Genomic DNA, 25,221 nt, shown 5'->3' with positions numbered 1-25,221 from the left:
CTCTTTTGGTTTCAGGAGGCCTGTGACGAGGAGACGGGATGTGTCTGCTCGATGCGCAATTCCTGGCAGAGGAAGGATATGTTTCCGCCATAGCTACAGCCGATGGAGACCAGCTTTGCCTTTGGAAGTCGCTCCTTATATCTTTCGATCTGAGCGAGAAGCTGGTTTCTGTCGTCAATTCTGCCTTCGAAAAGATGCCGCCAGCCGATTTCGGGATCAAACAAATAGTCGTCAGGGACGTCTGTGAAATCCCAGACGAAAATGTCCGAGATCACCGATCCCTCCCACAGCGCGGAAATATTGAGCGTATAAAGAGAGGTCGCGGCAAAATCCGTTATAATGCCAGCATCGGACAGGCACTGGATACCGATGCGCTTTGCTGCGGCATCCAGAGAAAACTGCGTTATTGTGCTGTCATGGATACCGCCCAGCGCAAGCCGCCCGCGGTCGTCTGTACTGAAATTCATGTCATTCTCCTGAAAATCTATGAACTCGGCGTATTGCGCCACGGCACCGGAGGATCGCCCGGTTGCGGCAGGCGCGATATGCCGCGATCTGCATTGGTCGGGGGATCGCCATTCGCCGGACGTCCCCAATCGTGAACGTGGTCGCCTGCGCCTATCCCGGATTCGTTTTGATGCCCGGCGTCACGATCGGTCAATGGATAGCCGTCGCTGCCATAGGTTCTGCTGTTGTCCGGGCCTTGAACCGTTGAGTTCGGTTCGCCCTTGAACGGAGGTTTCTTGTCGATTTTTTCCGCCGGCTTGTCGCAATCGCCGGTTTCGCATTCGGGCTTCTTGTCTGCGTCATCGTCGCTTCCGGCAATCGCATTGTAAACGGCATATGCGTCATAGAGTGTCAGGGCACCGATCGCGACCCATCCCACAGGCCCCAATGCCGCCAGCGCTCCACGGGCAAGCAGACGTGCGCCGCCACGCGCGGCCAGACCGCCAACCGCTTTGGCGATTGCGACTTCACCGCTCATGGCGCCCCTCTTCTGTAAGAGGCCTCGGCCATTGCTTCCGCAAGAAGGTTCATCCGCTGATTTGGATTACCTGGCCCCTTTCGCAGATAATCGGATACGCCGCGCTGTTCCAGAAAACGGTCGTTTCCGGCAATCATCAGCCAGGAAAAACGCATCCTGGCGCGGTGTTGATCAATTCCGAAGTCACCCGCCTGGCGCTCATAGGTTTTGATTTTCTCAATCAGTTGCTCATCATCAAGCGCAGCAATCTGCGGGGTTGAATATTCGCGAAGGAACCCGAGCGTTCTGCGGCGGGAGCGATCGGCCATTGCCTGCGAAAGCCTGTCGATCTGGTCCGGCCGAAGCTGCAGCACGCCGCCCCCCAGCTCCACCGCCTCGTTTGGTCGGGAACCACGTCTCAAGCCGCCGTAATAGGTAGCGTCGGCAACGACGATGTCGGCTGGACCAAGCAGGCGAGAATACTGGACCCTATCGAGAACCGGGAGGATGATGCCGAGAACGTTCGGATCCCAGTGACGGAAGAGAACTCTCTCATATCGGACACGACTTTCGGCGCCCGCCTTCGATTGCCTGTCATCCGGCACGAGGATCTGGTTGATCCTGCGGAGATGCCGCACCAGTGCCCGCTCCCCCTCCTGACAGGACCAGAAGACGACACAGGGCTTTTCAAGCGACAAGATTTCCACATGCGATCGCCGCGCCTCATCCGTCAAAGCGATGATCCAAGGACCTTCTTTTCTAAGATCAGGATCGCCACCATCCAGGAAAAGCGACTTGCAAACGATATCGAGAGAAGCGAGTTCCGTTTCCAGATCATCGAAATATGCGCCGTCGATAACCGCAAACAACGGTGCGGGCGCTTCGTCCAGGACCTGCCGCAGGATCCTTTTCCGTGATGACACATCGAGCGTCGATTGCCACTCGAGACTATCGGCCGTCATCCTACATCCTCACGAATGGGGTCGATGACTGCGACATGTTCTTGAGGCAGGAGGCGCCTTTTCCGGGCCCGCCTTTCTTGAAATTGATGCGATTCCCTTCAATGTCGATATTGATCGCATAGAGCTTGATGCCACTCTTGGTGATCGAGATATAGCCGCCGGGCGCCGAAAGTCTGATTTCGTCATCGGCGAAGATTTCCCAGACCTTGGCCTCGCCATGATATTTCTCGCCGGAGACGATGTTATAAAGCTTGCCAACATCGACCCGAATTGTCGTGCCGACCGTCGTTCGCTGCTCCTTGCCGACATTCGTGACATGGGTTTGTCCCACATTCGTCACCTTGCTCACGCCTATCTGCTCGGCCCGTGCCACACCGATCGAGTCCGATTTGAAGGTGCTGACAATGGTGTTCATGATGCCTGGCAACGGGAAGAGATTGCCGGCATCAGCGCCAACTCCCGTCCCGGAGCCTGCAAGTCCGGTACCTGCATCCGCCCTCGGACTCGGTCCCGAGACGACGCCTTCCCGTGCAGATAGTCCGCCTGCACCGAGGAAACCGAGTGCAGACGAGGCGAGTGAGGTGACGAAACTGCCGATATTACCGCCGCCGGCGCCGGCAATCTGTGCGGCCTGCCCCAAAAGACCGGCCGTCTGACCGGAGAGCGCCTGCACGCCGGCCATGGCCAGCATCGCCATCGGCCCCGTGCCGCCGACAACCGTGTTCACCGACCCGCCGATCTCGTGTTTCTGATTGCCGGACACTTCCACGGCACGGTTGCCGCCAACGGATGCCACTTCGTGCCGGTCGACACGTTTGGTACGATCGTTCAGCACCCGCGTCGTCTGGTCCTTCTGGGCGTGGAAGAACATGTTCTCCTTGCCGTTCTCGTCTTCGAACGTCATCTCGTTGAAGCCCGAGCCCTTATGCGTGTTCGAGCGCATCACCATGCGCGTCTTGTTGGCCGGCAGATCGTAAGGCACGCCATTCGACGGGTTCGTGACGACCCCGGTCACCAGAGGTCGATCCGGATCACCATCGACATAGGAGATCATCACCTCCATACCGATGCGCGGAATGACCTGACTACCCCAGGTACCGCCGCCCCAGGTCTGGCTCACGCGTACCCAACAGGTATCCGAGCCATCCTTCTTCGCCTTGCGGTCCCATGGGAACCAGACCTTGATGCGCCCATATTCGTCCGGATGGATTTCCTCGCCGGAAGGGCCGGCGACGATCGCCACCTGGCTTCCCTCGATCCGCGGCCGTTTCGTGTCTCGATGCGGCGTCATCGGCACGCGTGCGGGGATCGCCTCGAAACGGTTCTGATATTCCGGCTCGTTGGTATTCGTCTCGTAGGAGCGGTCGACGATCTCGTATTCCGCCCGGATGATCACGTGTTCCTCATAGGCGTGATCGGGATGGGCCACTTCGTAGGGCGTGAACCGACGACCGGTCTCGAGAATGCGCGAGGTCGAGGCACCGAACACCCGGTCATGATCGGCTTCCGATGACTGCATCCTGAGCTTTTCCGCCCGCTCGGCCTCGGCCACGGTCGAGATGCGTGCCGGATATTCATAAAGCTCACGCTTCGTCGCCTCCGGCATCTGTACCAGCGACGGCGTCATCGTGCCCGGCACCATCCGCGGCGTCTCAAAATTCCAGTCGGCGCCGGCGCGCTGGCCGGGCACATAGGAATACCGCCGCGCCCATTCGCTGATATGGTTGCGGTCAGCTGACCCCTGCGCCAGCCGCACACGGCCCTCACCTTCGGAAGAGGGCGACGGCCCGAGCCAGCCGGATGCGCTATCGGCCACATGCAGCTTGTGTTTACCGTCCTCGTGGGAGAACCAGTAAAACAAGCCATCCTCTTCGAACCGGCGGGTCAGATAGGCGAGATCGGTCTCGTTCCACTGCACCGAATAATGCTGCGGCGGTGGTGGCGTCACGATGCCGGACGTGTCAGGCGCCGGGATGCCATGCTCGGCAAACAGGGTCTCGACGATTTCGACCGCCGTCTTGTCCATCCAGATGCGGCAGTCGGAACGTTGTGACAAAAGCCACATCTGCGGCCGCAGCACCATGGCATAGGCCCGAAGCCCGCGGGTGATCGGCGGACCTTCGTTAAGCTCCGTCACCAGCCCGTTGAACGGCCGGCGCACGGCGCTGCCGGCCTCGCCATCGCCCTGCTTCACCTCGATCGAGACATCCATCAGCCGGCCGATCAGCTCTTCCGGTTTGACCGATGGCTTTTTCGTGCGCGCCGAGATGCGGATCTCGAAGAGCTGCGAAATGCCTTCCTGGATCGACGCCCGTTCCGGCAGAAGCTGATCTTCGCCGAGCGGTGAGACGATCTTCAGAATACGGCTTGCCTGAGTGAAATCGGCAGCGGACGACATTTCGTTCATGGGTTCAATCCAGTTGTGACCATGGCGTTTCCGGCCCGGCCGTCACGTAAATGCTGTTCTTTCCCGGAACCTCAGCTCGCTGCAGCGAGCGACGGCTGCGAGAAGCGCTTGACGAAATTGTCGAGCAGCGTGTGGCGCTCGAAATAATGGATGAGATCCAGCCGGTTGGTCCGCGTGTTGAAATAGGCGGCAGCGATCGGATGTTCGTCGCCCTTCTGCAGGAAGGTGACGGCCGGATTACCGTAGAGCAGCCGCGTCGGCGCCGGATCCTCGCCATAGATGCGCAGGAACGGCAACGTCACCGACTTTTTGTAGGTTTCCAGCGCCTTGGCGGTGAAAATGTTCTTCTTGCCGACATAGCGGTTCAGCACGCCGACATGGCCGTTCGGCTTGGTCGTGATCTGCTTGCCGGGTTCCAGAAGTTCGGAAAGCCACTCGCGTGCGCCGGGCATGCCTTTGATCTTGCGGCCCTTGAAATAGACGTCCTCGCCGGTCGTGATCGTGTAGACGCGGCGGAAAACCTGCCTATGGCTGGTACCGATGATTTTTACGCCGCCAACCTTCTTGCTCGGCGCAACCATGCCGAACGTGCTCTCGTCGAAGATCTCTTCGATGATCAGATTGTAGTCGGTCAATGCCACCTTATCGATGTCCAGATTGCTCATCGACAATCTCCTCCAAAGCCGGAAACGGGATAGGGACGGGATGCACTGCGAACGGAATGATCGGGAAACAGGGCGCCGGGAAATCCGGCGCCCCTTCTCTGATTTCTGGGTCTGACCTCTGGGGTCAGGCAGCCTTGGTCGTGGCCAGATCGTAAGAGGCGATCATCGGCGACTGCGGCGCCTGGTTCTCGTCGAACGGCGTGTACTTCACTTCAAGCTTGGTGAAGTTGAGCTTGATCGTTTCGATCGGGCGGTCGCCGTTGGAATCGATCGAGTAGCTGGCGATCAGCGTATTGGTGAGATTGTATTCGATATAGGTGTCGCCCGGATTGCCGGTCGTGACCAGGTGGATCGTGGTGCGCTTGCCGGTACGGCCCGAGCACGCTTCCTGGAAAAGCTTGGTCGACGAAGAGTCGCTGACCTTGGTGAGGATGACTTCCGAAATCGTCGGCTCGGAAGCTTCACGGTTCGCTGCGGAACCAGCGGACGTGTTCATGTTGCGGGCAACATTCCAGTGAATGGCCTCGATATCCATCCACTTCTTGTGCTGCTCGTGCGTAGCATCACCCTGGATACCGTCGATCTGCAGATAAATCGGCATGCGTAAGCTCCTGTGATCGGATTTTTGCCTAGTTGCGTCTAAGGCCTATTTGCCTCTCGTCTTACTGCTCCCCGACCGCGCTTGGCGTTTCGGGGATTTTCATCCGCCTCCCGGTTTTCCTCCGACGTGGCGAATTTCGGCGGGACCTCGGCCTCGACGGCGTTTACGCCGAAGGCAGTGTCCTTAAATTGGATGGTGATCTCAGCGACCTTGCGGCCTTCCGCGACGGCATCGAGGAAGAAGGTCGACAGAACCGGCAGAAGGTCGCGGGCGATCATGACCTCGATCGCGCGCGCGCCCATCTCGCTGGTTTTCGCACGGGCGACGAGAGCGTCGCGCGCTTCCGGTGAAAGTGCGAGCGATGTGCCATAGGCGGAACCGACGCGTTGCCGGATGCGCTCGATCTGGATATCGACGATCCCCGACAGGGATTCCGTGCCGAGCGGCATGAAGGGCAGGATCGTGGTGCGGCCAAGAAAGGCCGGTTTGAAATGTTTCTGCAATTCCGGCAGCAGCAGCGTCTCAAGCGCCTCGCCCTCCGGCATCGTGTCGGGATCTGCCGCAAGCGTGGTCAGAAGCTCCGATCCGGTATTGGCCGTCATGAAGATCGTGGTGTTCTTGAAGTCGATGTCGCGGCCTTCGCCATCGCGCAAAATGCCCTTGTCGAACACCTGATAGAAGATTTCCTGGACGCCCTGATGCGCCTTGTCGATCTCGTCGAGCAGGAGGACGCCGTAGGGCCGGCGACGTACCGCCTCCGTCAGTACCCCGCCTTCGCCGTAACCGACATAACCGGGCGGCGAGCCGAGAAGCATGGAGATCTTATGCTCCTCCTTGAACTCGGACATGTTGATTGTCGTCAGGTGCTGCGGTCCGCCATAGAGCATGTCGGCCAGCGACAGGGCCGTTTCGGTCTTGCCCGTTCCGGACATGCCGACAAGCAGGAAGACAGCCGGCGGACGGCGCGGATCGGACAGGCCGGCGCGGGCGGCTTTCATGGCCGATGCGATCCGTTCGATCGCCGCATCCTGCCCCAGAACCCGTTGCTTCAGGTGCGCATCGAGCGATTTCACCGTCTCGACCTGATCCGACAAAAGCTTGCCGACCGGAATTCCGGTCCAGCGGGCAACAATCGAGGCAACCACATCCTTGTCGACAACACGCGGCACGAGCGGTTTTTCGCCTGCGACCGAAGACAGGTTCTGCTCGATTGCGGCGAGAGCTGCCCTGGCGCTTTCGGATGACATGGGCTGTGCCGGAAAGGACGCGACATTATCGCCGGGCGCCGCTGCTTCGTCGGCCATTTCCATCGGCTTGATAGCGTCATCCTGGCTGAAAACGGCTTCCAGACGATCGGCCTCACGTGCCAGACGCATCTCTTCGTCGTGTTTGGCACGAACGGTTTCGATTTCACCGCCGATTGTGATCTGCTCCGCAACGATTTCCGCCAGCCGGGCAAGCATTTCGGGGCTTTCCGGCTCATTTCTCAGCCAGTCCGCTTCCTTGCTTAAAAGCTCGTTTTCTGCGGCCAGCTGCTGCAAAGCTTCCGGCGTGGTCTGGCGGGAAAGCGCAACTGCGGCCGCCGCCGTATCGACAAGGCTGATCGCCTTGTCCGGCAACTGCCGCGCCGGCATGTAACGCGCCGACAGCCGCACGGCCGCGACGATCGCCTCGTCGCGAATGCGCACTCCATGATGCTTTTTCAGATTTTCCGAAACGCCGCGCAACATGCGGATCGCAGTCTGCTCATCCGGCTCGGCCACCAGCACCGTCTGGAAGCGGCGGGTCAGCGCAGCATCCTTTTCGATATAGCGCTTGTATTCGCTCCAGGTCGTCGCAGCGATCGTCCGCAGCTCGCCTCTCGCCAGCGCGGGTTTGAGGATATTGGCGGCATCGCCCTGGCCGGCCTGGCCACCGGCACCGATCAGGCCATGCGCCTCGTCGATGAACAGGATGACCGGATTGGCCGAAGCCTTGACCGCGTCGACGACACCATGAAGCCGCCGCTCGAATTCGCCTTTCACACCGGCGCCAGCCTGCAAAAGGCTGAGATCGAGCAGCAGAAGCGAGACGTCTTTTAGCCGGTCGGGCACGTTGCCGGCCGCGATCTCGAGCGCGAAGGCTTCGGCCACCGCCGTCTTGCCGACCCCTGCCTCGCCCACGAGGATCGGGTTGTTCTGCCGGCGCCGCATCAGGATATCGACGACCTGTCGAAGTTCGCCATCGCGGCCGATTACCGGGTCGATCCGACCTTCCCGGGCGTCCGCCGTCATATCGCGGGTATAGAGCCGCAAAAATTCGTTATCCGCAGACGAAAAAGCCGGCAATGTCGGCGCCGGCTTCTGGTCGTCACGCTGTCCGGTACTCGCCTTTTCCAGCAGACGATCCAGTGCCACCTTGTCGATACCGCGCAGAGACGGCGCGATGCCACGGGCAACAAGGCGCAGGCTCCGATCAATAGTTAGTGCAGCAAGTAAATCGGCCAGAACCACGCTGCCACGACCGTATTGCAGCGATGCGACGAGCCATGCTTCCCGGGCAAGGGCCAGCAGGTTCTGGGAAAGCGCAAGCGAACTTCCATCCTCGCCCGACATGTCGCCGATCGCCGAGTCGAGCTCCGTGCGGAGCGCCTCGGCAGAGATGTTCAGATCGCCGAATGACGAAGAATATTCCGGAATATCGGTAAGAGCCCGCAGCCAATGGGCAACCTCCACGACCGGGTGACGGTGGCGCGCAGCAATCGATGCGCCTGTCTCAAGACCGACACGAAGATTGGGCTCAAGCGTTCTGATCAGACGGTTGAGATCGATATTCGACATCCAGCAAGTCCTGCCTGTTTATGCAGTTTCAGTGTTCTTCGAGATGCGAGGCAACAACTAGGGCGCACATTCGGGCTTGTCCAGATCAAAAAACGCTCTATTTCGAAAATTAGCGATTTCGGCAGTTGTCATAAATCTGTCGCGATCTTCAGGAGGTTGACAAGGCAGTATAGGGCTCCCAAGATACCGGACACCCTGACTATTCTGTCAAATTTGGAGAATTTTTAAGCGTGAATGTGCTCCAGATTGCCGATCCACTTGAAAAAGACGGCCCGTGCGGAGAAAACGTGCGGACTAATACTTCGTCTCGTGAAATATACTATAGAATTAAGGATGCAAGGAACGCTGCGCGGACCGCAGAACGAGGAATAGACCCAGGTGAAACTATTGGCGTTTCACCTGCCTGGCAGGATGTCAGCAATCTAGGATTGCAAATTCTTTCTTCCGAGAGCAAGGACATCGAAGTATTGGCCTGGCTTGCCGAGGCCCAGCTGAGGCTCAGGGGCTTCGAAGGGTTGCGCGATGTCTATGAGGCAACCGTGTCGCTTTTAGACAATTATTTCGATTCCCTGCATTCGATCGGCGACGATGATTTCGAGGAACGTTTCGCGCCGCTTGCCGGCCTGAACGGTATTGGCGGCGAAGGCACGATCATCCAGCCGATCCGTCTGACCTCGTTGATTCCGAACGGAAAGTTCGCGCAGTTTTCGCTTTGGGACTTCCAGCTCGGCCAGCGCCAGGGCCAGATAGACCGCCGCGAAGAGCTGCAGCAGGCGGCAACGGAAGCCGGTGTCGCAGCCATGGCAGGCCATCTGGCGACCCTGACGCAGTGCATTTCCGCCTATGACCGCCTCGTCGAAATACTTGACGAACGCTGCGGTGACCAGGCTCCACCCAGTTCGAACACACGCAATGCTCTACAGGAGGCCGCGGCCGCAATCCGTATTCTAGCCGGGATCGAGGACCCGGGTGTCGCCGAAACGCCCGCTGCGCCGGCCCCCGAGCTTCACGCTGCCAACGTCAACGATCCGGTGGAAGACCCGGCAGCGGCCAAACCGCTGACGGTCGATGCGATCCGCTCCCGCGAACAGGCGTTCGAGATCCTGGCGACGGTCGCGCGTTATTTCCGCCGCACCGAACCGCATTCGCCGATCGCTCTTTCCATAGAGACGCTGGTGCGCCGCGGCCGCATGGATTTTTCCGAGCTCCTCGCCGAATTGCTGCCCGAACAGAACATGCGCCACGCGGTGCTGACCGCGGCCGGCATTCAACCCTCGACCGACAACCGGGGAGCTTAAATCCAGAAAATACACGTAACCGGGCCTTGCCCGACAGCGATCTGCAACAATTTGAACTCGTAATCTGCCGATGGCAGGAAGGAGAATTCCGATGGCAAGTGTGCATGAGAAACTGGAAAGGGTCCGCAAGCCCCGCGTCCACATCAAGTATGAAGTGGAAACGGAAGGCGCCATGGTGGTCAAGGAACTGCCTTTCGTCGTTGGCGTGCTCGGCGATTTTTCCGGCAATCCGACCCAGCCGCTTAAGCCTTTCGGCGAACGCAAGTTCGTCCAGATCGACCGTGATAATTTCGACGACGTCATGCGCCGCATGACCCCGGGCCTCACCATGTCGGTCGAAAACACGCTGAAGGATGACGGAACCCGGCTTCCGGTTTCCCTGAAATTCGAAAGCATGGACGATTTCGAGCCGGGCTCGATCGTCAACCAGGTTCCGGCCCTGAAGGCTCTTCTCGATGCCCGCAACGAATTGCGCGACCTGATGAGCAAGGCCGACCGCTCGGAAGAGCTGGAACGCCTGCTTGAAGACATCCTGCAGAACAAGGCCGATCTTTCCGAACTCGTTGCCCAGCTCGGCAACAAGGGACCGGAAGGCAAGAAAGATCCCGTGAACTGACGTCCCGCACGGGGGATCCCCCGTGCGCCAAAAGCCATTCCTGACCATCCCTATGTTCGAGACGCGGTACCTTTAGCAATTTTTCCAACGACCAGGGCCGCAGCTCCGTAAGAAGGATTTGACCCATGAGCGCTGATACGCAATTGCAGGCCAAGCAAGACGTCGATTTCGTGCCTGAACAGGACCTCCTGTCCAAGGTCGTCGCGGCGACCCGCCAGACGGAACCCAACCGTGCCCAGGATCTGCTGCGCACCCTGACCGACCAGGCTCTGAAAGGAACGGTCACCTATGACCGCAACCTGACGATCACGCTGAACAACGCGATCGCCGAGCTCGACAAGACGATCTCCAAACAGCTGGCTGCGATCATGCAGTCGCCGGAATTCGTCAAGCTCGAAGGCACATGGCGCGGCCTGCAATATCTGATCAAGAATTCCGAGACGAGCGTCAACCTGAAGATCCGCGTGCTGAACGCGTCGAAGCGCGACATCAGCAAGGATCTCTCAAAGGCTGTCGAATTCGACCAGTCGCGCCTTTTCAAGTCCGTCTATGAAGACGAATTCGGCACGCCGGGCGGCGAACCGATGGGCGCCCTCGTCGGCGATTATGAATTCGACAATTCCTTCGATGACGTGCAGACCCTGCAGGGCATCTCGTCGATCGCGGCCGCCGCCTTCGCGCCCTTCATTTCGGCCGCCAGCCCGCGCATGTTCGGTTTCGACGATTATCGCGAACTGGCAAAGCCGCGCGATCTCGAAAAGATCTTCGAAACGGTCGAATATGCCAAATGGCGCGGCCTGCGCGACAGCGACGACAGCCGCTTCGTGACGCTCGCCATGCCGCGTGTTCTCGCCCGCATGCCTTATGGCCCGCAGACCAGCAAGATCGACGAATTCAATTTCGACGAAACCGGCGGTTCGAAAAACGGCGAGCTGCCGCATGAAAACTACTGCTGGATGAACGCCGCTTACGTGATGGGCACGCGTCTCACCGAAGCTTTTGCCAAAAGCGGCTGGTGCACGGCAATCCGCGGCGCCGAAAACGGCGGCAAGGTCGAAGGCCTGCCGATGCATGTCTTTGCCAGCGACGACGGCGACCTCGATCTGAAATGCCCGACCGAAGTCGGCATTACCGACCGTCGTGACGCCGAACTCGGCAAGCTCGGCTTCCTGCCGCTCTGCCACTACAAGAACACTGATTATGCCGTGTTCTTCGGTGCCCAGACGACCCACAAGCCGAAGCTTTACGACCGTCCGGAAGCGACTGCCAACGCCGCCGTCTCGGCCCGCCTTCCCTATATGATGGCGACCTCGCGTTTTGCGCATTATCTGAAGGTCATGGGCCGCGACAAGATCGGCTCCTTCATGGAAGCGAAGGATTGCGAGACCTGGCTCAACCGCTGGATCTCCAATTACGTCAACGCCAATGACGAGGCCGGCGAAGAATCCCGCGCCAAATATCCGCTGCGCGACGCCAAGGTCACCGTTCAGGAAATCCCGGGCAAGCCGGGCGCCTACAATGCCGTGGCCTGGATGCGCCCCTGGCTGCAGATGGAAGAGCTGACCACCTCGCTCAGGATGGTCGCCCGGATTCCCTCCAAATCCTAATGCGATCACACGCGCGGCGCGTTCCCTCGCCGCGCGTGCCTTCCAGACTTTGTTTCACGCAGTTCCGACAGGAAAGCGCACCGCGTTTCATCCGGAACTGATCTGCATTTGAGACCAGGATGACGATGGGTTCTTGCACAGAGTGGAGGCGCCGGGCGGACCAGTTGATCGCACTGATCGACGGTGCGCTGAACCGGCAGGTCAACGAGATCCTCCATCATGCCGATTTCCAGGCGATGGAGGCACGCTGGCGCGGGCTTGCCATGCTCGTGCGCGAATCCGGCCGCAGCGGCGACGTCAAGATCAAGCTGTTGAGCTTCAGCTGGCGGGAACTTGCCCGCAGCATGGAACGCGCCGCCGATTTCGACCAGAGCCACCTTTTCGAACTCGTCTATAGCCGCGAATTCGGCATGCCCGGCGGCGAGCCTTTCGGCCTTCTCGTCGGGGATTATCATTTCGCGCCGACCCAGCCTGCCGAGGGCGATGCGATCAGCACGCTCGTGCAGCTCGGCATGGTGGCCGCCGCCGCCTTCTGCCCCTTCGTCGCCGGGGCCTCGCCGCAGGCGATCGGGCTGGAGGAATTCGACGAGCTCAACCGCGTCCAGGATTTCTCCTGGCTGGCCGACGATCCGAAACGGCTGCGCTGGAACGGTCTTCGCGCCCGCGACGATTCTCGGTTCCTCGGCCTTGTCGCGCCACGCATCCTGATGCGCTCGCCGCATGAACCCTTCGATCGCCGACGCGACGACGGCTTTCCCTTCCGCGAAAGCATTGCCGCAGATGGCAGTTCGCTTCTCTGGGGCAATGGCGTTTTTGCCTTCGCCACCGTCGTCATCCGCAACTTCATCGAATCCGGCTGGTTCGCCGATATCCGCGGCGTCAGCCAGAATGCGATCGATGGCGGCATGCTGAGCACGGCCGAGCTTTCGCCTTATGATTTCGGCACCGAGAGCAACGGCCTTTCCGCCCAGGCACCCGTGGAAATCCGGCTGACCAGCGTGCAGGAGCAGCAATTCTGCGATCTCGGCCTGATCCCCGTCGCCACCACCTACCTGTCGGCCTCGGCGATCTTCAATTCCAACCAGTCACTGCATGCGCCGCCGCATTATTCCAACGAGCATGCGCGACAGAACGCCCGGCTGGCGGCCATGCTGCAATATGTGCTCTGTGCCTCGCGTTTCTCGCATTATCTGAAGGTCATCATGCGCGACGAGATCGGTCAGCTCTCCGACGCCATCTCCATCCAGCGCAAACTCGAGGACTGGCTGACCGGTTACACGCTCGGCAATGACGATGCGGACCTTTCGCTGCGCACCCGTTTTCCATTGCGCTCGGCCGGCATCAGTGTCCACGAGATCCCCGGCAAGCCGGGCACCTTCTCCTGCACCGTCCGGCTGCAGCCGCATTTCCAGCTCGACGATGTTTCCACCAGCTTCCACCTGATTGCTGAAACTGCAAACGCTGCCGAAGCGCTCAGCCGCTCGGCCTCCATGCCCGAAAGGATGTCCGCATGACGCTCTCCGAAAGCATTTCAAAGGCGCTTGGCGAAGAGGCATTGGAAGAGGCGCTGCAGGAAGCAAAGGCTTACCTGAAGGCAAAACCCTCCGATCAGGATGCCCGCCACCTCTATATCGACCTGCTGATCCTGGCCGGTGATTACGAGCGCGCCGACAATCAATGCAGCCTTGCCGCAACATTCTCGCCGGAAGCGACCATGGGTTTCGTTCTGCTGCGCAACACGCTGCGCGGCATGGCCGCACGCGACGCCTGGTTTGCGACCGGCGCCGTGCCGGAATTTCCGGGCGGCCCGACCGAATGCGACAAGCTCGCCGTCAGCCTCGGCATTGCCGAACGCATGGGCGATGCCGATGGCGCGAAAAAGACCCTCGAAGCGCTGGAAGAAAACCGTGGCGAACGGTCCATGCTCTGGAACGGCAAACCCGTATCCGATTTCCGCGACCTCGACGACCGCATTCCCCATGCGCTCGAAGTCATCATGTCCGGCGGCGGTTATCTCTGGATCGATTTTTCGAAAATTGCCGGTCTTTCGGTCGAGCCCATCACACGGCCACGCGACCTCGCCTTCCGCAGCGCCGAACTGTCGTTGATCGATGGCGCCATGGCCAATGTCCTGCTGCCGGCCATCTATGCCGGCACGACGGACGACAACAAGCTGCGACTCAGCCGCGAGACCGACTGGATGGAGACAAAAACCGGCATCACCAGCGGCCGCGGCCAGCGCTGCTTCCTTGCGGGCGACGATCTCGTTTCTTTCCACGACATGTCGAGCCTCGACGCACCGCAGGCCGTTTCGGCCGGAAGGAAAGCTGTTCATGGCTGATCCGCTCGAACGTTACCGGCCGCGCGACCGCATCCTGGCCCGCTCGATCTTTGACCGGCTGATCGACGACGAGCCCGATCGCCTGTTCGATCCACAGATTAACATGGTCGATCAGGTCCGCGAGGTGCGGGAATCGATCCGCCGCGATTTGGAAGCCCTGCTCAACACCCGCCGTTGTCCCGAAGCACCGCCTGCAGCTTATAGCGAGCTGAAGGACGCGCTTGTCAGCTACGGCGTCGATGGCATGGTGTCTGCCAATCTCGCCACCGACGAGGCCAAGCTGCGGCTCGCCCAGATGGTCGAGCGCCGCATTTCCATGTTCGAGACCCGGCTTTCGGATGTGCGCGTAACGATCTTGAAAAGCCGGACCATGACCGAACGGGCGCTCCGGATGCGCATCCAGGCCACCTTCCGCCTGCATGAAGGCATGCCGCCAATCAGCTTCGAATCCACCATCGATCCCTCGACCCAGCGTTTCCTCGTGGAGGCTGCAAATGGCTGATGGATTCCTGAACCGCTATAATGACGAGCTTCTGGCATTGCGCCGCCGGGCGGCGCGGTTTGCCGATGCCTTCCCCAAAATCGCCGGGCGCCTCAGAATGACCGGCGACGTTGCCGACGATCCGCATGTCGAACGCCTGATCCAGAGCTTTGCCTATTCCGCCGCCCGCGTGCGCCAGAAACTCGACGACGAGTTTCCGGAACTGACCGACGGCCTGCTCGAAACGCTCTACCCGCATTATCTCGCGCCGCTTCCCTCGATGAGCATCGTCCGCTTCAAGCCGAGCGCGACGCTCGCCTCGGTCCAGACCGTGCCACGTCATACGGAAATCCTCGCCGAACCGATCGGCGGCGAAGCCTGCCGTTTCCGCACCACCCAGGATGTCGAAATGGCGCCGATCGAGATCGCCGCTGCGGCTCTGACCGGCCAGCCGATCGATGCCCCGCTATCCCCTTATGGCGGTGCGGCCGGATGTGTTCGCCTGTCTCTGCGCTCGCTCGATCCACGCAAACCGATCGGCGAATTCGGCCTCGACCGGCTTTGCCTTCACATCGCTTCGCCCTGGCAGCAGGCGGTCGCGATCCACGAGCTTCTCGCCAACAACACGCTCGGCATTGCGCTTGCCAAACATGCCGACGACCAGGCGCCGATCTTCCTGCCCGCCCGTAACCTGAAACCAGTCGGTTTCGAGCCGCAGCAGGCCATGTTGCCCTATCCGGCTCCAAGCTTCATCGGCTACCGGCTGCTGACGGAATTTTTCGCCCTGCCGCAAAAATTCCTGTTCCTCGACATCGAGGGATTGAGCGCCTGGAAGGGCGAAACGCTGGAAATCTTCATCTATCTCAAGGAAACCGACGCCAAGCTGGAGCGCGCTCTAGCCGCCCGCGATTTCGCGCTCAATGCGGCACCGGTCGTCAATCTCTTCCGCCAGACCTGCGAGCCGATCTCGGTCGATGGAACCCGCACCGAATACCGGCTTCTGCCCGATGCCCGCCGCCAGAAGACCCGCGAGATCTACTCGATCGACCGGGTGCTGCTAACCGGCTCGCGTGGGCAGGAGGAATTCTGCCAGCCGTTTTTCGGCCGCTCGCAACGCGCCGGAAACAGCAGTTCATATTGGCAGTCCTACCGCCGTTTCGACGAGGATGACGGCACCAGCGACATGGACATCGCCTTTGTCGATCGCAATAGCCGTTTCGCTGGACCGATGGATGTGGTCGCAAGCGTCGACACACTTTGCATCAACCGCGACCTGCCGGAACAGCTGCCCTTCGGTGGCGGTCATCCCTTCCTGCAGCTCGCTTCCGGACATGAAGCGGTTGCCGGCGTCGAGGCACTGATCCCGCCGACACCTTCGGTACGGATGAACGATCAGGAGGGCCGCAACTGGCGCCTGATGTCACATCTCCTGCTCAATCACCTCTCGCTGTTCGACAATGAAGGTGGCGCGCTGAAGGACATTCTTTCGCTTTACGCCTTCCGCGACAGCCCCGAGACCCGCCAGCTCGTCGACGCGCTGATCCGCATCCGCGCCGAAAACTCGACCGCGAGGCTCGGCAGCGGCGGCATGGTGCCGGGCACGGACATCACACTGGAATTCGACCCGGCCGCGATCGACCGCCCTTCGGCCTACCTGTTCGGCGCCGTGCTCGACCGTTTCTTCAGTCTCTACACATCCGTCAACAGCTTTACCCGGCTAACGGTCTCGATGAAGGGCCAGTCAGAACCAATCGCCCGCTGGCCGGCCCGCGCCGCCCAGCGACCGCTTCTCTGAAAGGATTTTTGAGCCTCCATGGACCTGACGACCGCCCAGAAAAACGATGCGCCGACCGGGATCCCCTCCGGGGCGCTCGTCGATCTGCTCGAACGCGACCCCGGTCGCTTCGAGCCGGTCACGGCCTTGCGCATCGCCCAGGCGGCAGCGGATGGAGACCTCGATATCGCCGCCCCGATGGGCGTCTCGCCGGCCCCGCTTGCCGTCAGCGGCTTCAAGCGCAAGGGCGGCGGCAGCGCATTGAAAAGCGCGCTTGCAGGCCTGACCGGCCCTCTCGGCTCGATGCCGTCGGCCTATAACGAACAGATCATGCGCCAGGAGCGCAACCGCTCACGCGGGCTTGCGAGCTTCTTCGACCTCTTCAGCGCCCGTATGGCCGAACTTTTCGCCGATGCCTGCGAGAAATACCGGATCGCCCGCCGCCTGCGCTGGGGCGGCAATCGGCGTAACAACGCCTTCGTCACCTCGCTTCTGGCCCTGTCCGGCTTCGGCACCAAACGCCTGACCGAACGCAGCGGTGTCGATGAGGATCTCATCCTGCGTTTCTCCGGCTTTTTCGCCGCGCGCAACCGCAACCCGGCCAATCTTCGGGCCATGCTGGAAGAGTTCACCGGCCTGCCGGTCGAGGTCGAACTGTTCCGGCCCCGATGGCTGACCATTCCGGAAAACGAGCGCAGCCGCATGGGCTCGGCCCAGGCCGTACAGCTCGGCGTCAACGCCACCGCCGGCGCCGCGATCCACGATTTCAGCGGCGGTTTCCGCGTGGTCATCGGACCGCTCGGGTATCAGGATTATCTTTCGCTCACCCCCGGTGGCCGCAACATCACCGAACTGTTCGCGCTGACGCGGCTTTATGTCGGCAGCGCGCTCGATTTCGATATCCAGGTCGTCCTGAAAAAAGAAGACGTCCCGTTCTGCCAGCTTGGTCAGGGAAAAGAGACTGATCTTCCACGGCTTGGCTGGAACACCTGGGCACGCGTAGCGCCGGCAGCGACAGACAGCGGCGATGCGATCATCACCGAACCGCACCGATCCGAGGGAGGCGCGCATGCGGCTTGAACTGCGGCAGATCGGCGGAAATACGCCGCCATCCTCATCGATATCCTCGGCTGCCCGGCTGAAATGGTATTTTGAGCGCGGGCGCCGCACGCTCGGCCGCTCCGCTGATTGCGACTGGCAATTGCCGCAGGAGCAACGTTCGGTCTCCAAGCTGCATTGCGTCATCGAACGCGACCGCGACGGTTTCGTCCTGCTCGACAAGAGCGCCAATGGATCGAAAGTGGACGGCATCATCGTGCATGAAGGCGAGACGGCCAGGCTTTCCGACCAGTCGCGCCTTGAAGTCGGCGGGCTCGCCTTCTCGGTATCGATTTCAGGCGAACGGAGCCGCGAGATCGAGGATCCCGAGGCAGGCCTTGCGCTCAGCGACGAACCGCTGACGATCTCCGCCATCCTCGCCGACATCGCGCCGGGCGGCAGCAGTGCCGGCGGTATTCTCGGCGATCGCGAGGTGGAGCCATGGTCCATGTCGTCGCGCGATCCGGACAGCAAAAGCACATCCCGCAATGTCGAGATCGGCTGGAATGGCCCGCCGACGCTTGAATCGGCAACGAAACTCCTGCCCGACGACTGGAATATCGACGGAGACTCGAGCTTTGGCAGCCATCTCGAACATGGATCGGCAACCCATGTCTCGGTGCCGATCTCCCGTCCCAAACCCATCGCAGCCCTCGATATCGTCAATGACAATATCCCGGCACCGGAACCCGAGCACGAAGACCTGGACGAGGATTTTCCGCGCCTTTCGATCGGTCGTTCGGGCGAGCTCGCAGACCGGATGGAAGCCGTGATGGCCCGCATGGAAGAAGCCATGGAGAATACATTCGAGGTCTTCGACATGGCGCCGCCCCATCCAGGCGGCGAGCCCGATATGTTCGGCCGCAGTCGCGAGGACGTGCTGGTCAGCCGCGCGGAAACCTTGCTGGCGCAGCAGGTCTGGCTTGCTAATGCGCTCGACGGACTGATGCAGGAGGCCGGCCGGATGATGGAGCCGCGCATTCTTGAATCGCGCGTCGAGGCCGCCGGTCGCCGCCTGCCCTGGGCGAAGAACCGCGACTTCTGGCAGGCCTATAAGGCGCAATTCGAAAAGAACGGCAGGCCGCTTTCCGTCCGCGACATTTTTCGCGCCGCGATGACCAGCGAAACGGCAGCGGCGGAGAACGGACATATGAATCACAATGATGAGGCTGGGCGATGAGGAATGAAAACCGTGTGGCCTGGAGTGAAGGCATGTTCCTTCGCGTACAGCATTTTCAGCAGGCTGATCGCTGGACCGAACGGCTGGTGCGCACCACCACGCGCGGGCTGACGCCCTATCCCTGGGGCGTCTCGGAAATCGGCATCGACCGCAGCGCGCTGGCGATCGGTCAGTTCGCCCTGTCGAACCTGCGCGGCATCATGCCGGATGGCACGCCCTTCGAGGCGCCGATCGACGCGGACCTGCCGCCGGCGCTCGATCTCGACGAGGACACCAAAAACGCCGTCATCTATCTGGCACTTCCCGCCCGCCAGCCCGGCAAGGCGGATGTGGCGCTGAACGGCGGCGCGCGGCTGAACAGCGTGCGCCTCGTCGCTTCCAATTACGAAGCTCCCGACGCCAATGTCGAAACCGATTTCATGGCGCCGATCGACGTCGGCCGGCTGAGCCTGCGTTACCTGAAGACCGGTGACGAACTGGCCGGTTACGAACTGATCGGCCTTGCCCGGATCATCGAGGTCCGCTCCGACCGGGCCGTCATCCTCGATCCGGAATTCATTGCGCCGAGCCTCAACTGCGCCGCCGAAGCGCGGCTGACGGAGCTGATGACCGAGCTTCTCGGCATCGTCCGCCACCGCGCCGAGGCGATCGCTGAGCGGATCGGGGATCCGACTATCCGCGGCACGGCCGAGGTCGGTGACTATTTCCTGTTGCAGATCCTCAACCGCGCCGATCCGATGCTGAAACATATCGGTGCCAATGCGACGCGCATGCACCCGATCGATTTCTACGAGACCTGCATCCAGCTGGCCGGCGAACTTGCGACCTTCACGACCGATCGCAAGCGCGCCACCGATTTTCCGCCTTATCGCCATGACGACCTGAAGGCGACCTTCGCTGCCGTCTTCGACGACCTGCGCGCTTCGCTTTCGGCGGTACTGGAACAGTCGGCCGTTTCGATCGAACTTGCCGAACGCCGCCATGGCGTGCGGGTCGGCACGATCAATGATCGGACACTTCTCAAGGATGCCGGCTTCGTGCTGGCCGTGCGTGCCGAAATGTCGGCGGAAGATGTCCGCCGCAAGCTGCCGGCGCAGATCAAGGTCGGCCCGGTCGAGCGCATCGCCGATCTCGTCAATGTCGCGCTGCCGGGCATTCCGGTCAGGCCGCTGCCCGTTCTGCCGCGCCAGCTGCCTTACCGCTCCGGCACGATCTATTTCGAACTCGACACCAAAAACCCTCTCTGGAAACAACTCGACACTTCGGGCGCCATCGCATTGCATCTCGCAGGCGATTTTCCTGGCCTCGAAATGGAACTGTGGGCGCTTAGAGAATGAAGAACGAACCCGCATCCACCTGGCAGGATCAGCCGACCCTCGTCGAAGTGACGGAAGAGGGTGTGAAGAAGACGCAGTCCGCCCGCAAGATGGCGGAAATGCTCGACGACGTTCTCGATTTTCCCGACAACGCCCCGGCCGCGATGTCGTCGCGACCATCGACGCCCGGCGGCTGGTCCGTCGAGACGATGGTGAGGGAATTCCGCTTCGGCGGCGAGGAAGTGCCGACGCTGGTGCGCTCGGCCGCGCCGCTGCTCAATCTTGCGCATATGCTGCGTTATACCGACGAACAGCCGGATATCGACCAGCTCCGCCGTGTCGCGGTGGAAGCCGTCGGCCGTTACGAGCGCGACCTTGCCGGTGCCCGGATCAGCCAGGAACGCGCCCGCGCCGCCCATTACGTGATCTGCGCCACGGTCGATGACGTGATCCTGAGCAAGCCCTGGGGTGTACGCGCCGGCTGGGCCCGGTCCGGCCTCGTCTCGACCTTTCACAACGACGTCACCGGCGGTGACCGGGTATTCGACCTTCTCGACCATTTCCAACAGAGCCCCGGCGCCAACAAGGATCTGCTGCTCCTCATCTATCTGAGCCTGTCGCTCGCCTTCGAAGGCCGCACCCGCGTCTCGCCGCGCGGCAATCTCGAACTCGGCCGCATCCGCGACAGCCTCTACAAGACGCTGCTTGGCCAATACGGCATTTTCGAACGCGAGCTTTCACCGCACTGGAAAGGCGTTTCCGCTCGCCACAAGCCGCTGAGAACCGCAGTCGCGCTCTGGACGCTTCTCTCCATCCTCGCGCTGGTCTTTGCGCTCGGTTATCTCTTCTTCACCCTGTCGCTCAACGGCGCCTCGGACGGGACCTTCCAGCGGCTCGCCAGCCTGCCGCCGCGCGACACGCCGAGCGTGCTGATCAAGACGCCGGAACCGGCGCCCGAACCGAAGCCACCGGTGGTGGAGGCAAAGCCGGTCGAACCGGTTCAGCCGCCACCGCTGAGCCCACCGCCGCCGACACGCATGGAAAACCTCCTCGCCTTCCTGCAGCCGGAAGTCGACAAGAAGCTGGTGACCCTGTCGGATTCCAACGGCAAATTGCTGGTACGGATCAACAATTCCGGACTGTTCGAGGTCGGCAGCGCCGAGGTCAGCGACAAGTTCCGCGACCTGATCCAGCGCATCGGCAACGCGCTTGCGGCGGAAAATTTCCGCGCTGTCGTCGTTGGTTATACCGACAACGTGCCGATCCGCACGATCCAGTTCCCCTCCAACTGGCATCTGTCCGAGGCACGGGCCAAGGCCGTCGGCGAACTGCTGACCTCGTTTACTGGCCCCGGCGCAATCCTGACCGAAGGCCGCGCCGACAGCGATCCGATCGCCGACAATTCCACGCCCGAGGGACGTGAGATGAACCGGCGCACCGAAATCCTGGTTCTCACGGACCCGAATGAGAAACTGAGCGATGCCGGTCTCAAGGTCCCGGCAGTCGGATCCGAGCAACCGACCACATCCCAGACCGATGGCAAAACCGACCGGCCGGATGCCGATACCAACACGCCCGCAACCCAACCGGCGCCAGGGGCTTCGCGATGAACCCGTTAAGTTTCTTCTATTCGCTCCGCTCCTATGTCGAGGCCTATGCCGGCCTGATAGGCCGGCGGTTCATCTCGATCATCTGGGTCGCCGCGATCTGCGTCGTCATCTGGTTTTACGGTTCGCTTGCCGCTTATGGCACGTTCCGGCCGCTGGCGCCTGCCAATAACCGGATCATTCTGATCAGCCTCATCATCGTCGGCTGGCTGGTCTATCTCGGTTATACGGTCATCCGCGACCGTCGCCGCGACAAGCAGCTTGTCGAAGGCATAGAGCGGGATGCGGCAGCGGAGGCCGCCGCAAGCCAGAATGCCGAAGTCGGCGAGATTCACAATCGGCTGAAGGAGGCACTGCAGCTTCTGCGGCGCATCACCAAGAGGCGCTTCGGTTACATTTACGAGCTTCCCTGGTACGTCATTTTCGGCGCGCCCGGCTCCGGCAAGACGACGGCGCTCACCAATTCCGGCCTGAAATTCCCGCTCGGCGATGCACTCGGCGCCAATTCGGTTCAGGGCATTGGCGGCACGCGCAACTGCAATTGGTGGTTTACCGACGAGGCGATCCTGATCGATACCGCCGGCCGCTACACGACACAGGACGACCTGAACGGCACCGCCAAGGCCGGTTGGGAAGGTTTTCTCGGCCTCTTACGCAAATACCGCCGCTCGCAGCCGATCAATGGCGCGCTTCTGACCCTTTCGATCGGCGATCTCCTGACCCGCGATTCCGAAGCCCAGCGCGAGGAAATCCGCGCTATCCGCCAGCGGCTTTCCGAACTCGACGAGCATCTGCAGGCGCGCATCCCGGTCTATCTCGTTCTGACAAAAGCCGATCTCCTGACCGGTTTCGTGGAATTCTTCGACGGCTTCAACAAGTCGGACCGCGAACAGGTCTGGGGCACGACCTTCGGCCTCGACGAGAGCTACAAGGCGGAAAGCCTGCCCGATCGTTATCTCGAGGAATTCACCCTTCTCCAGGAACGGGTCGGCTCGATGCTGATCGAGCGCCTGCAGCAGGAGCCGAACCCGGAACTGCGCGGCCGCATTTTTCGCTTCCCGGCCGAACTTGCGGCGCTGAAGGAAAAACTGCACGAGGTGATGACCGAGCTCTGCTCCGGATCAAAGCTCATCGATCCGCCGATGCTGCGGGGCATCTATTTTGCTTCGGGCACCCAGGGCCGCGAAACCGTCACGGCCACCGCGCAGTCGCGCCGCAGCTATTTCCTCTCGCGCCTGTTCAAGGACGTGATCTTCGAGGAAGCCTCGCTTGTTGCACGCGACAAGCGGCTCTCGCGCCGACAACTCTATTTCCGCCGGGCGGCCTATGCCGCCGCGGTTCTGGCTCTCGCCGTCGTGCTGACCAGCTGGACGGCCACCTATTTCCAGAACACGGCCGCGATCGCCGCCGCCGACCAGCGCATCAACGCCTATGAACAATCCATACGCGGCGTGCAGGTGCGCGACGTAACGGATGCAGATTTCCTGCGCGTCCTGCCCGCGCTCGACAATCTCGCCGCCGTCACCACCGGCTTTTCGAAAACCCGTGTCTGGCCGGTCAGTTTCGGCCTCGATCAGGAAGGCAAGATCGCCGGCCGCCAGCGCGACGCCTATCAGCGTGCCCTCAACGCGCTGCTCCTGCCGCGCATGCTGGTGCAGCTGCAAAAACAGATGACCGAGACGACGGACGTTAAGACGACGTTCAATGCCCTGAAACTCTATGGCATGCTTGGTGGTCTCGGCGAGATGAACCCGGGCTTCGTGGCTGTCGAGGCCGAGGACATGTTCACCGCCCTTTATCCCGGCGAGGGACGCACCGCCACCCGCCAGGCGCTGATCGCCCATGCCAGGGCAATGGCACAGGGCGCCCTTCCGCCGATCGAGCTCGACAATGCGCTGATCACCAAGGCCCGCGAGACAATCCGCACGCAAAGTCTTGCAAGCCGCGCCTATGACATTCTCGGCGATGGGCCGGCGGCCCGGATATTGCCGGCATGGACGCCCGCAAGCGCTCTAGGCCCGCTTGGTGAACAGGCTTTCGAACGCGCCTCGAAAACACCTTTGCAGGATGGCATTCCCGGGCTTTTCTCGACCACCGGTTATCGAACCGTCGTGTTGCCCGAAATCACCGAGGCTTCGCGCGAGGCGCTCGATGAACAATGGGTTCGCGGTGAGGCCAACCCCGCCGGCAGCACGATCGATATGACCGCCCAGGCCGCAATCCAGCTCTATTTCAACAGTTTCGAACAGCGCTGGACGGCAATGCTGACCGATATGCGGGTAAAGCCGTCGCAAACCATTGGTGACGCCGCCGAGACGACACGCATCCTGTCGAGCGAACCGAGCCCGGTCGAGACCCTGGTAAAATCTATCGTCGCTTCCACGGATCTGCGAGCGCCCGGCACCGAAGTCGCCTCCACAAGCGATGATGGCCTTGCCGGAGCAACGACCGCACTTGCCGGCGCCGTCAATGCGCCGGATCCGTTCGGCCCTCTGCGGTCCGCCCTTGAAGCCCCCACCGGCCAGGCTCTGACCGAGCAATCGAAGGACGCACCGAAATCACCGGTCGGCCAGCTGAAACCGCTACTGCAGAAAGTGCATGAGCAACTGTCGCGCGCTGCGACCTCGACCGCCGAAGTGGCAAAGGTCTTCGATGTCGACAGCCAGCTCACAACCGCCAATCAGGATCTGTTGCAGCAGGCCCGCCGCCTGCCGGCGCCGGTTGATACATGGATGGCGGGCGTGGCGGCCGATGTCGGATCGCTGGCCGTCAAATCGGCACGCGGCCGCATCAGCGAGGCCTGGACCGCCGAGGGCGCAAGCTTCTGCTCCAGCGTCGTTGCCGGCCGTTATCCGTTCGACCGGGAATCGCCGCGCGACGTGACCATGACCGATTTCATCCGGCTGTTCGGTCCGCAGGGGCTGTTCAAGACCTTCTTTACCGAAAAATTGGCCGCCTTCGTCGATACCAGTTCGACACCCTGGGGCTGGAAGGGCACGTTCGGTTCAAAAAGCATTCCGAGCGCGGCGATCGCCCAGTTCGAAAATGCCGACAAGATCAATCGCGCCTTCTTCCCGGCCGGCAGCGAGAACCCGTCCGTGGCGATCAACATCAAGCCGGTTTCGCTGTCGGAAGCCGCCACGGCCGTCATGCTCGAGATCGAGGGCGAACGCATCCTCTATTTTAACGGCCGGGTGCAATCGAAAACGATCAACTGGCCTTCGGACAAGGCAACCAATGTCTCCCGTCTCGCCTTCCAGCCGGGTGGCCTTCAGCAGGCTCTGACGGAAAGCGGCGACTGGTCGCCCTTCCGCCTGTTCGATGATGCCAAGGTCAACACACAGGGCGGCGACCTCTTCCGCGCCGCCTTCACCCAGGGCAACCAGACGGCGGAATTCGACGTGCAGTTCGGCTCGATCCTCAATCCATTCCGGCTGGAGGCGCTGTCCGCGTTTGCCTGCCCGACGCAATTCTGATCGGACGGA

At 61.3% G+C, this 25,221-nt stretch carries 19 protein-coding genes; 12 read left to right on the top strand and 7 right to left on the bottom strand.

Annotated features, from left to right (window positions below; genetic code table 11):
- Positions 1-11 precede the first annotated feature (11 nt).
- The 7 genes from FHW37_RS21880 to tssH all read right to left on the bottom strand — a co-directional run bounded on the left by FHW37_RS21880 (position 12) and on the right by tssH (position 8,418).
- On the bottom strand, positions 12-509 hold the full coding sequence (locus FHW37_RS21880) for a hypothetical protein (RefSeq protein ID WP_145640245.1): 498 nt from the start codon (positions 507-509) through the stop codon (positions 12-14).
- A complete protein-coding gene (locus FHW37_RS21875) occupies positions 485-985 on the bottom strand; it encodes a hypothetical protein (protein ID WP_145640243.1) in 501 nt (166 codons plus the stop codon). Before FHW37_RS21875 ends, FHW37_RS21880 begins: the two co-directional genes overlap by 25 nt.
- Positions 982-1,926, bottom strand: coding sequence for a DUF4123 domain-containing protein (locus tag FHW37_RS21870; protein WP_145640241.1), 945 nt, complete (start codon positions 1,924-1,926; stop codon positions 982-984). Before FHW37_RS21870 ends, FHW37_RS21875 begins: the two co-directional genes overlap by 4 nt.
- Position 1,927: 1 nt before the next feature.
- A complete protein-coding gene (tssI, locus tag FHW37_RS21865) occupies positions 1,928-4,333 on the bottom strand; it encodes a type VI secretion system tip protein TssI/VgrG (protein ID WP_145640240.1) in 2,406 nt (801 codons plus the stop codon).
- Positions 4,334-4,404: 71 nt separating this feature from the next.
- Positions 4,405-4,998, bottom strand: coding sequence for a hypothetical protein (locus FHW37_RS21860; protein ID WP_145640238.1), 594 nt, complete (start codon positions 4,996-4,998; stop codon positions 4,405-4,407).
- Positions 4,999-5,122: 124 nt separating this feature from the next.
- The gene (locus FHW37_RS21855) at positions 5,123-5,599 is read right to left on the bottom strand and encodes an Hcp family type VI secretion system effector (protein ID WP_145640236.1); all 477 of its coding nucleotides are present in this window, start codon (positions 5,597-5,599) and stop codon (positions 5,123-5,125) included.
- A 38-nt stretch (positions 5,600-5,637) separates the two neighbouring features.
- Positions 5,638-8,418: a type VI secretion system ATPase TssH gene (tssH, locus tag FHW37_RS21850; RefSeq protein WP_145640234.1), complete on the bottom strand. Its 2,781-nt coding sequence runs from the start codon at positions 8,416-8,418 to the stop codon at positions 5,638-5,640.
- Between the two features lie 287 nt (positions 8,419-8,705).
- Here tssH and tssA point away from each other — a divergent pair, with 287 nt between their 5' ends.
- The 12 genes from tssA to tssM all read left to right on the top strand — a co-directional run bounded on the left by tssA (position 8,706) and on the right by tssM (position 25,212).
- Positions 8,706-9,716, top strand: coding sequence for a type VI secretion system protein TssA (tssA, locus tag FHW37_RS21845; RefSeq protein WP_246690870.1), 1,011 nt, complete (start codon positions 8,706-8,708; stop codon positions 9,714-9,716).
- Positions 9,717-9,807: 91 nt separating this feature from the next.
- Positions 9,808-10,332 (top strand): type VI secretion system contractile sheath small subunit, encoded by a 525-nt coding sequence (gene tssB / locus FHW37_RS21840; protein ID WP_145640230.1) that lies wholly within the window; start codon positions 9,808-9,810, stop codon positions 10,330-10,332.
- Between the two features lie 125 nt (positions 10,333-10,457).
- The gene (tssC, locus tag FHW37_RS21835; protein ID WP_145640228.1) at positions 10,458-11,939 is read left to right on the top strand and encodes a type VI secretion system contractile sheath large subunit; all 1,482 of its coding nucleotides are present in this window, start codon (positions 10,458-10,460) and stop codon (positions 11,937-11,939) included.
- Positions 11,940-12,064: 125 nt separating this feature from the next.
- Complete coding sequence (gene tssC / locus FHW37_RS21830; RefSeq protein WP_145640780.1) at positions 12,065-13,453, top strand: type VI secretion system contractile sheath large subunit; 1,389 nt, start codon at positions 12,065-12,067, stop codon at positions 13,451-13,453.
- Complete coding sequence (locus FHW37_RS21825; protein ID WP_145640226.1) at positions 13,450-14,280, top strand: type VI secretion system accessory protein TagJ; 831 nt, start codon at positions 13,450-13,452, stop codon at positions 14,278-14,280. Before tssC (FHW37_RS21830) ends, FHW37_RS21825 begins: the two co-directional genes overlap by 4 nt.
- Positions 14,273-14,782 carry a type VI secretion system baseplate subunit TssE gene (gene tssE / locus FHW37_RS21820; RefSeq protein ID WP_145640224.1) on the top strand — a complete coding sequence of 170 codons (510 nt, stop codon included), beginning with the start codon at positions 14,273-14,275 and terminating at the stop codon, positions 14,780-14,782. Before FHW37_RS21825 ends, tssE begins: the two co-directional genes overlap by 8 nt.
- Positions 14,775-16,556 carry a type VI secretion system baseplate subunit TssF gene (gene tssF / locus FHW37_RS21815; RefSeq protein WP_145640222.1) on the top strand — a complete coding sequence of 594 codons (1,782 nt, stop codon included), beginning with the start codon at positions 14,775-14,777 and terminating at the stop codon, positions 16,554-16,556. Before tssE ends, tssF begins: the two co-directional genes overlap by 8 nt.
- An 18-nt stretch (positions 16,557-16,574) precedes the next feature.
- Positions 16,575-17,615, top strand: coding sequence for a type VI secretion system baseplate subunit TssG (gene tssG, locus FHW37_RS21810; protein WP_145640220.1), 1,041 nt, complete (start codon positions 16,575-16,577; stop codon positions 17,613-17,615).
- Positions 17,605-18,813: an FHA domain-containing protein gene (locus tag FHW37_RS21805; RefSeq protein ID WP_145640218.1), complete on the top strand. Its 1,209-nt coding sequence runs from the start codon at positions 17,605-17,607 to the stop codon at positions 18,811-18,813. Before tssG ends, FHW37_RS21805 begins: the two co-directional genes overlap by 11 nt.
- Positions 18,810-20,150, top strand: coding sequence for a type VI secretion system baseplate subunit TssK (tssK, locus tag FHW37_RS21800; RefSeq protein ID WP_145640217.1), 1,341 nt, complete (start codon positions 18,810-18,812; stop codon positions 20,148-20,150). The genes FHW37_RS21805 and tssK overlap by 4 nt, the downstream gene beginning before the upstream one ends.
- Positions 20,147-21,739, top strand: coding sequence for a type VI secretion system protein TssL, long form (tssL, locus tag FHW37_RS21795; RefSeq protein ID WP_145640215.1), 1,593 nt, complete (start codon positions 20,147-20,149; stop codon positions 21,737-21,739). Before tssK ends, tssL begins: the two co-directional genes overlap by 4 nt.
- Positions 21,736-25,212: a type VI secretion system membrane subunit TssM gene (gene tssM, locus FHW37_RS21790; RefSeq protein WP_145640214.1), complete on the top strand. Its 3,477-nt coding sequence runs from the start codon at positions 21,736-21,738 to the stop codon at positions 25,210-25,212. Before tssL ends, tssM begins: the two co-directional genes overlap by 4 nt.
- The last annotated feature ends 9 nt before the right edge of the window (positions 25,213-25,221 follow it).

It is taken from the genome of Neorhizobium alkalisoli (genome assembly GCF_007829835.1).
GTDB lineage: Bacteria > Pseudomonadota > Alphaproteobacteria > Rhizobiales > Rhizobiaceae > Neorhizobium.
Note: the sequence above shows the minus strand (reverse complement) of the source record. Positions and strands in the feature narration are given on the sequence as shown.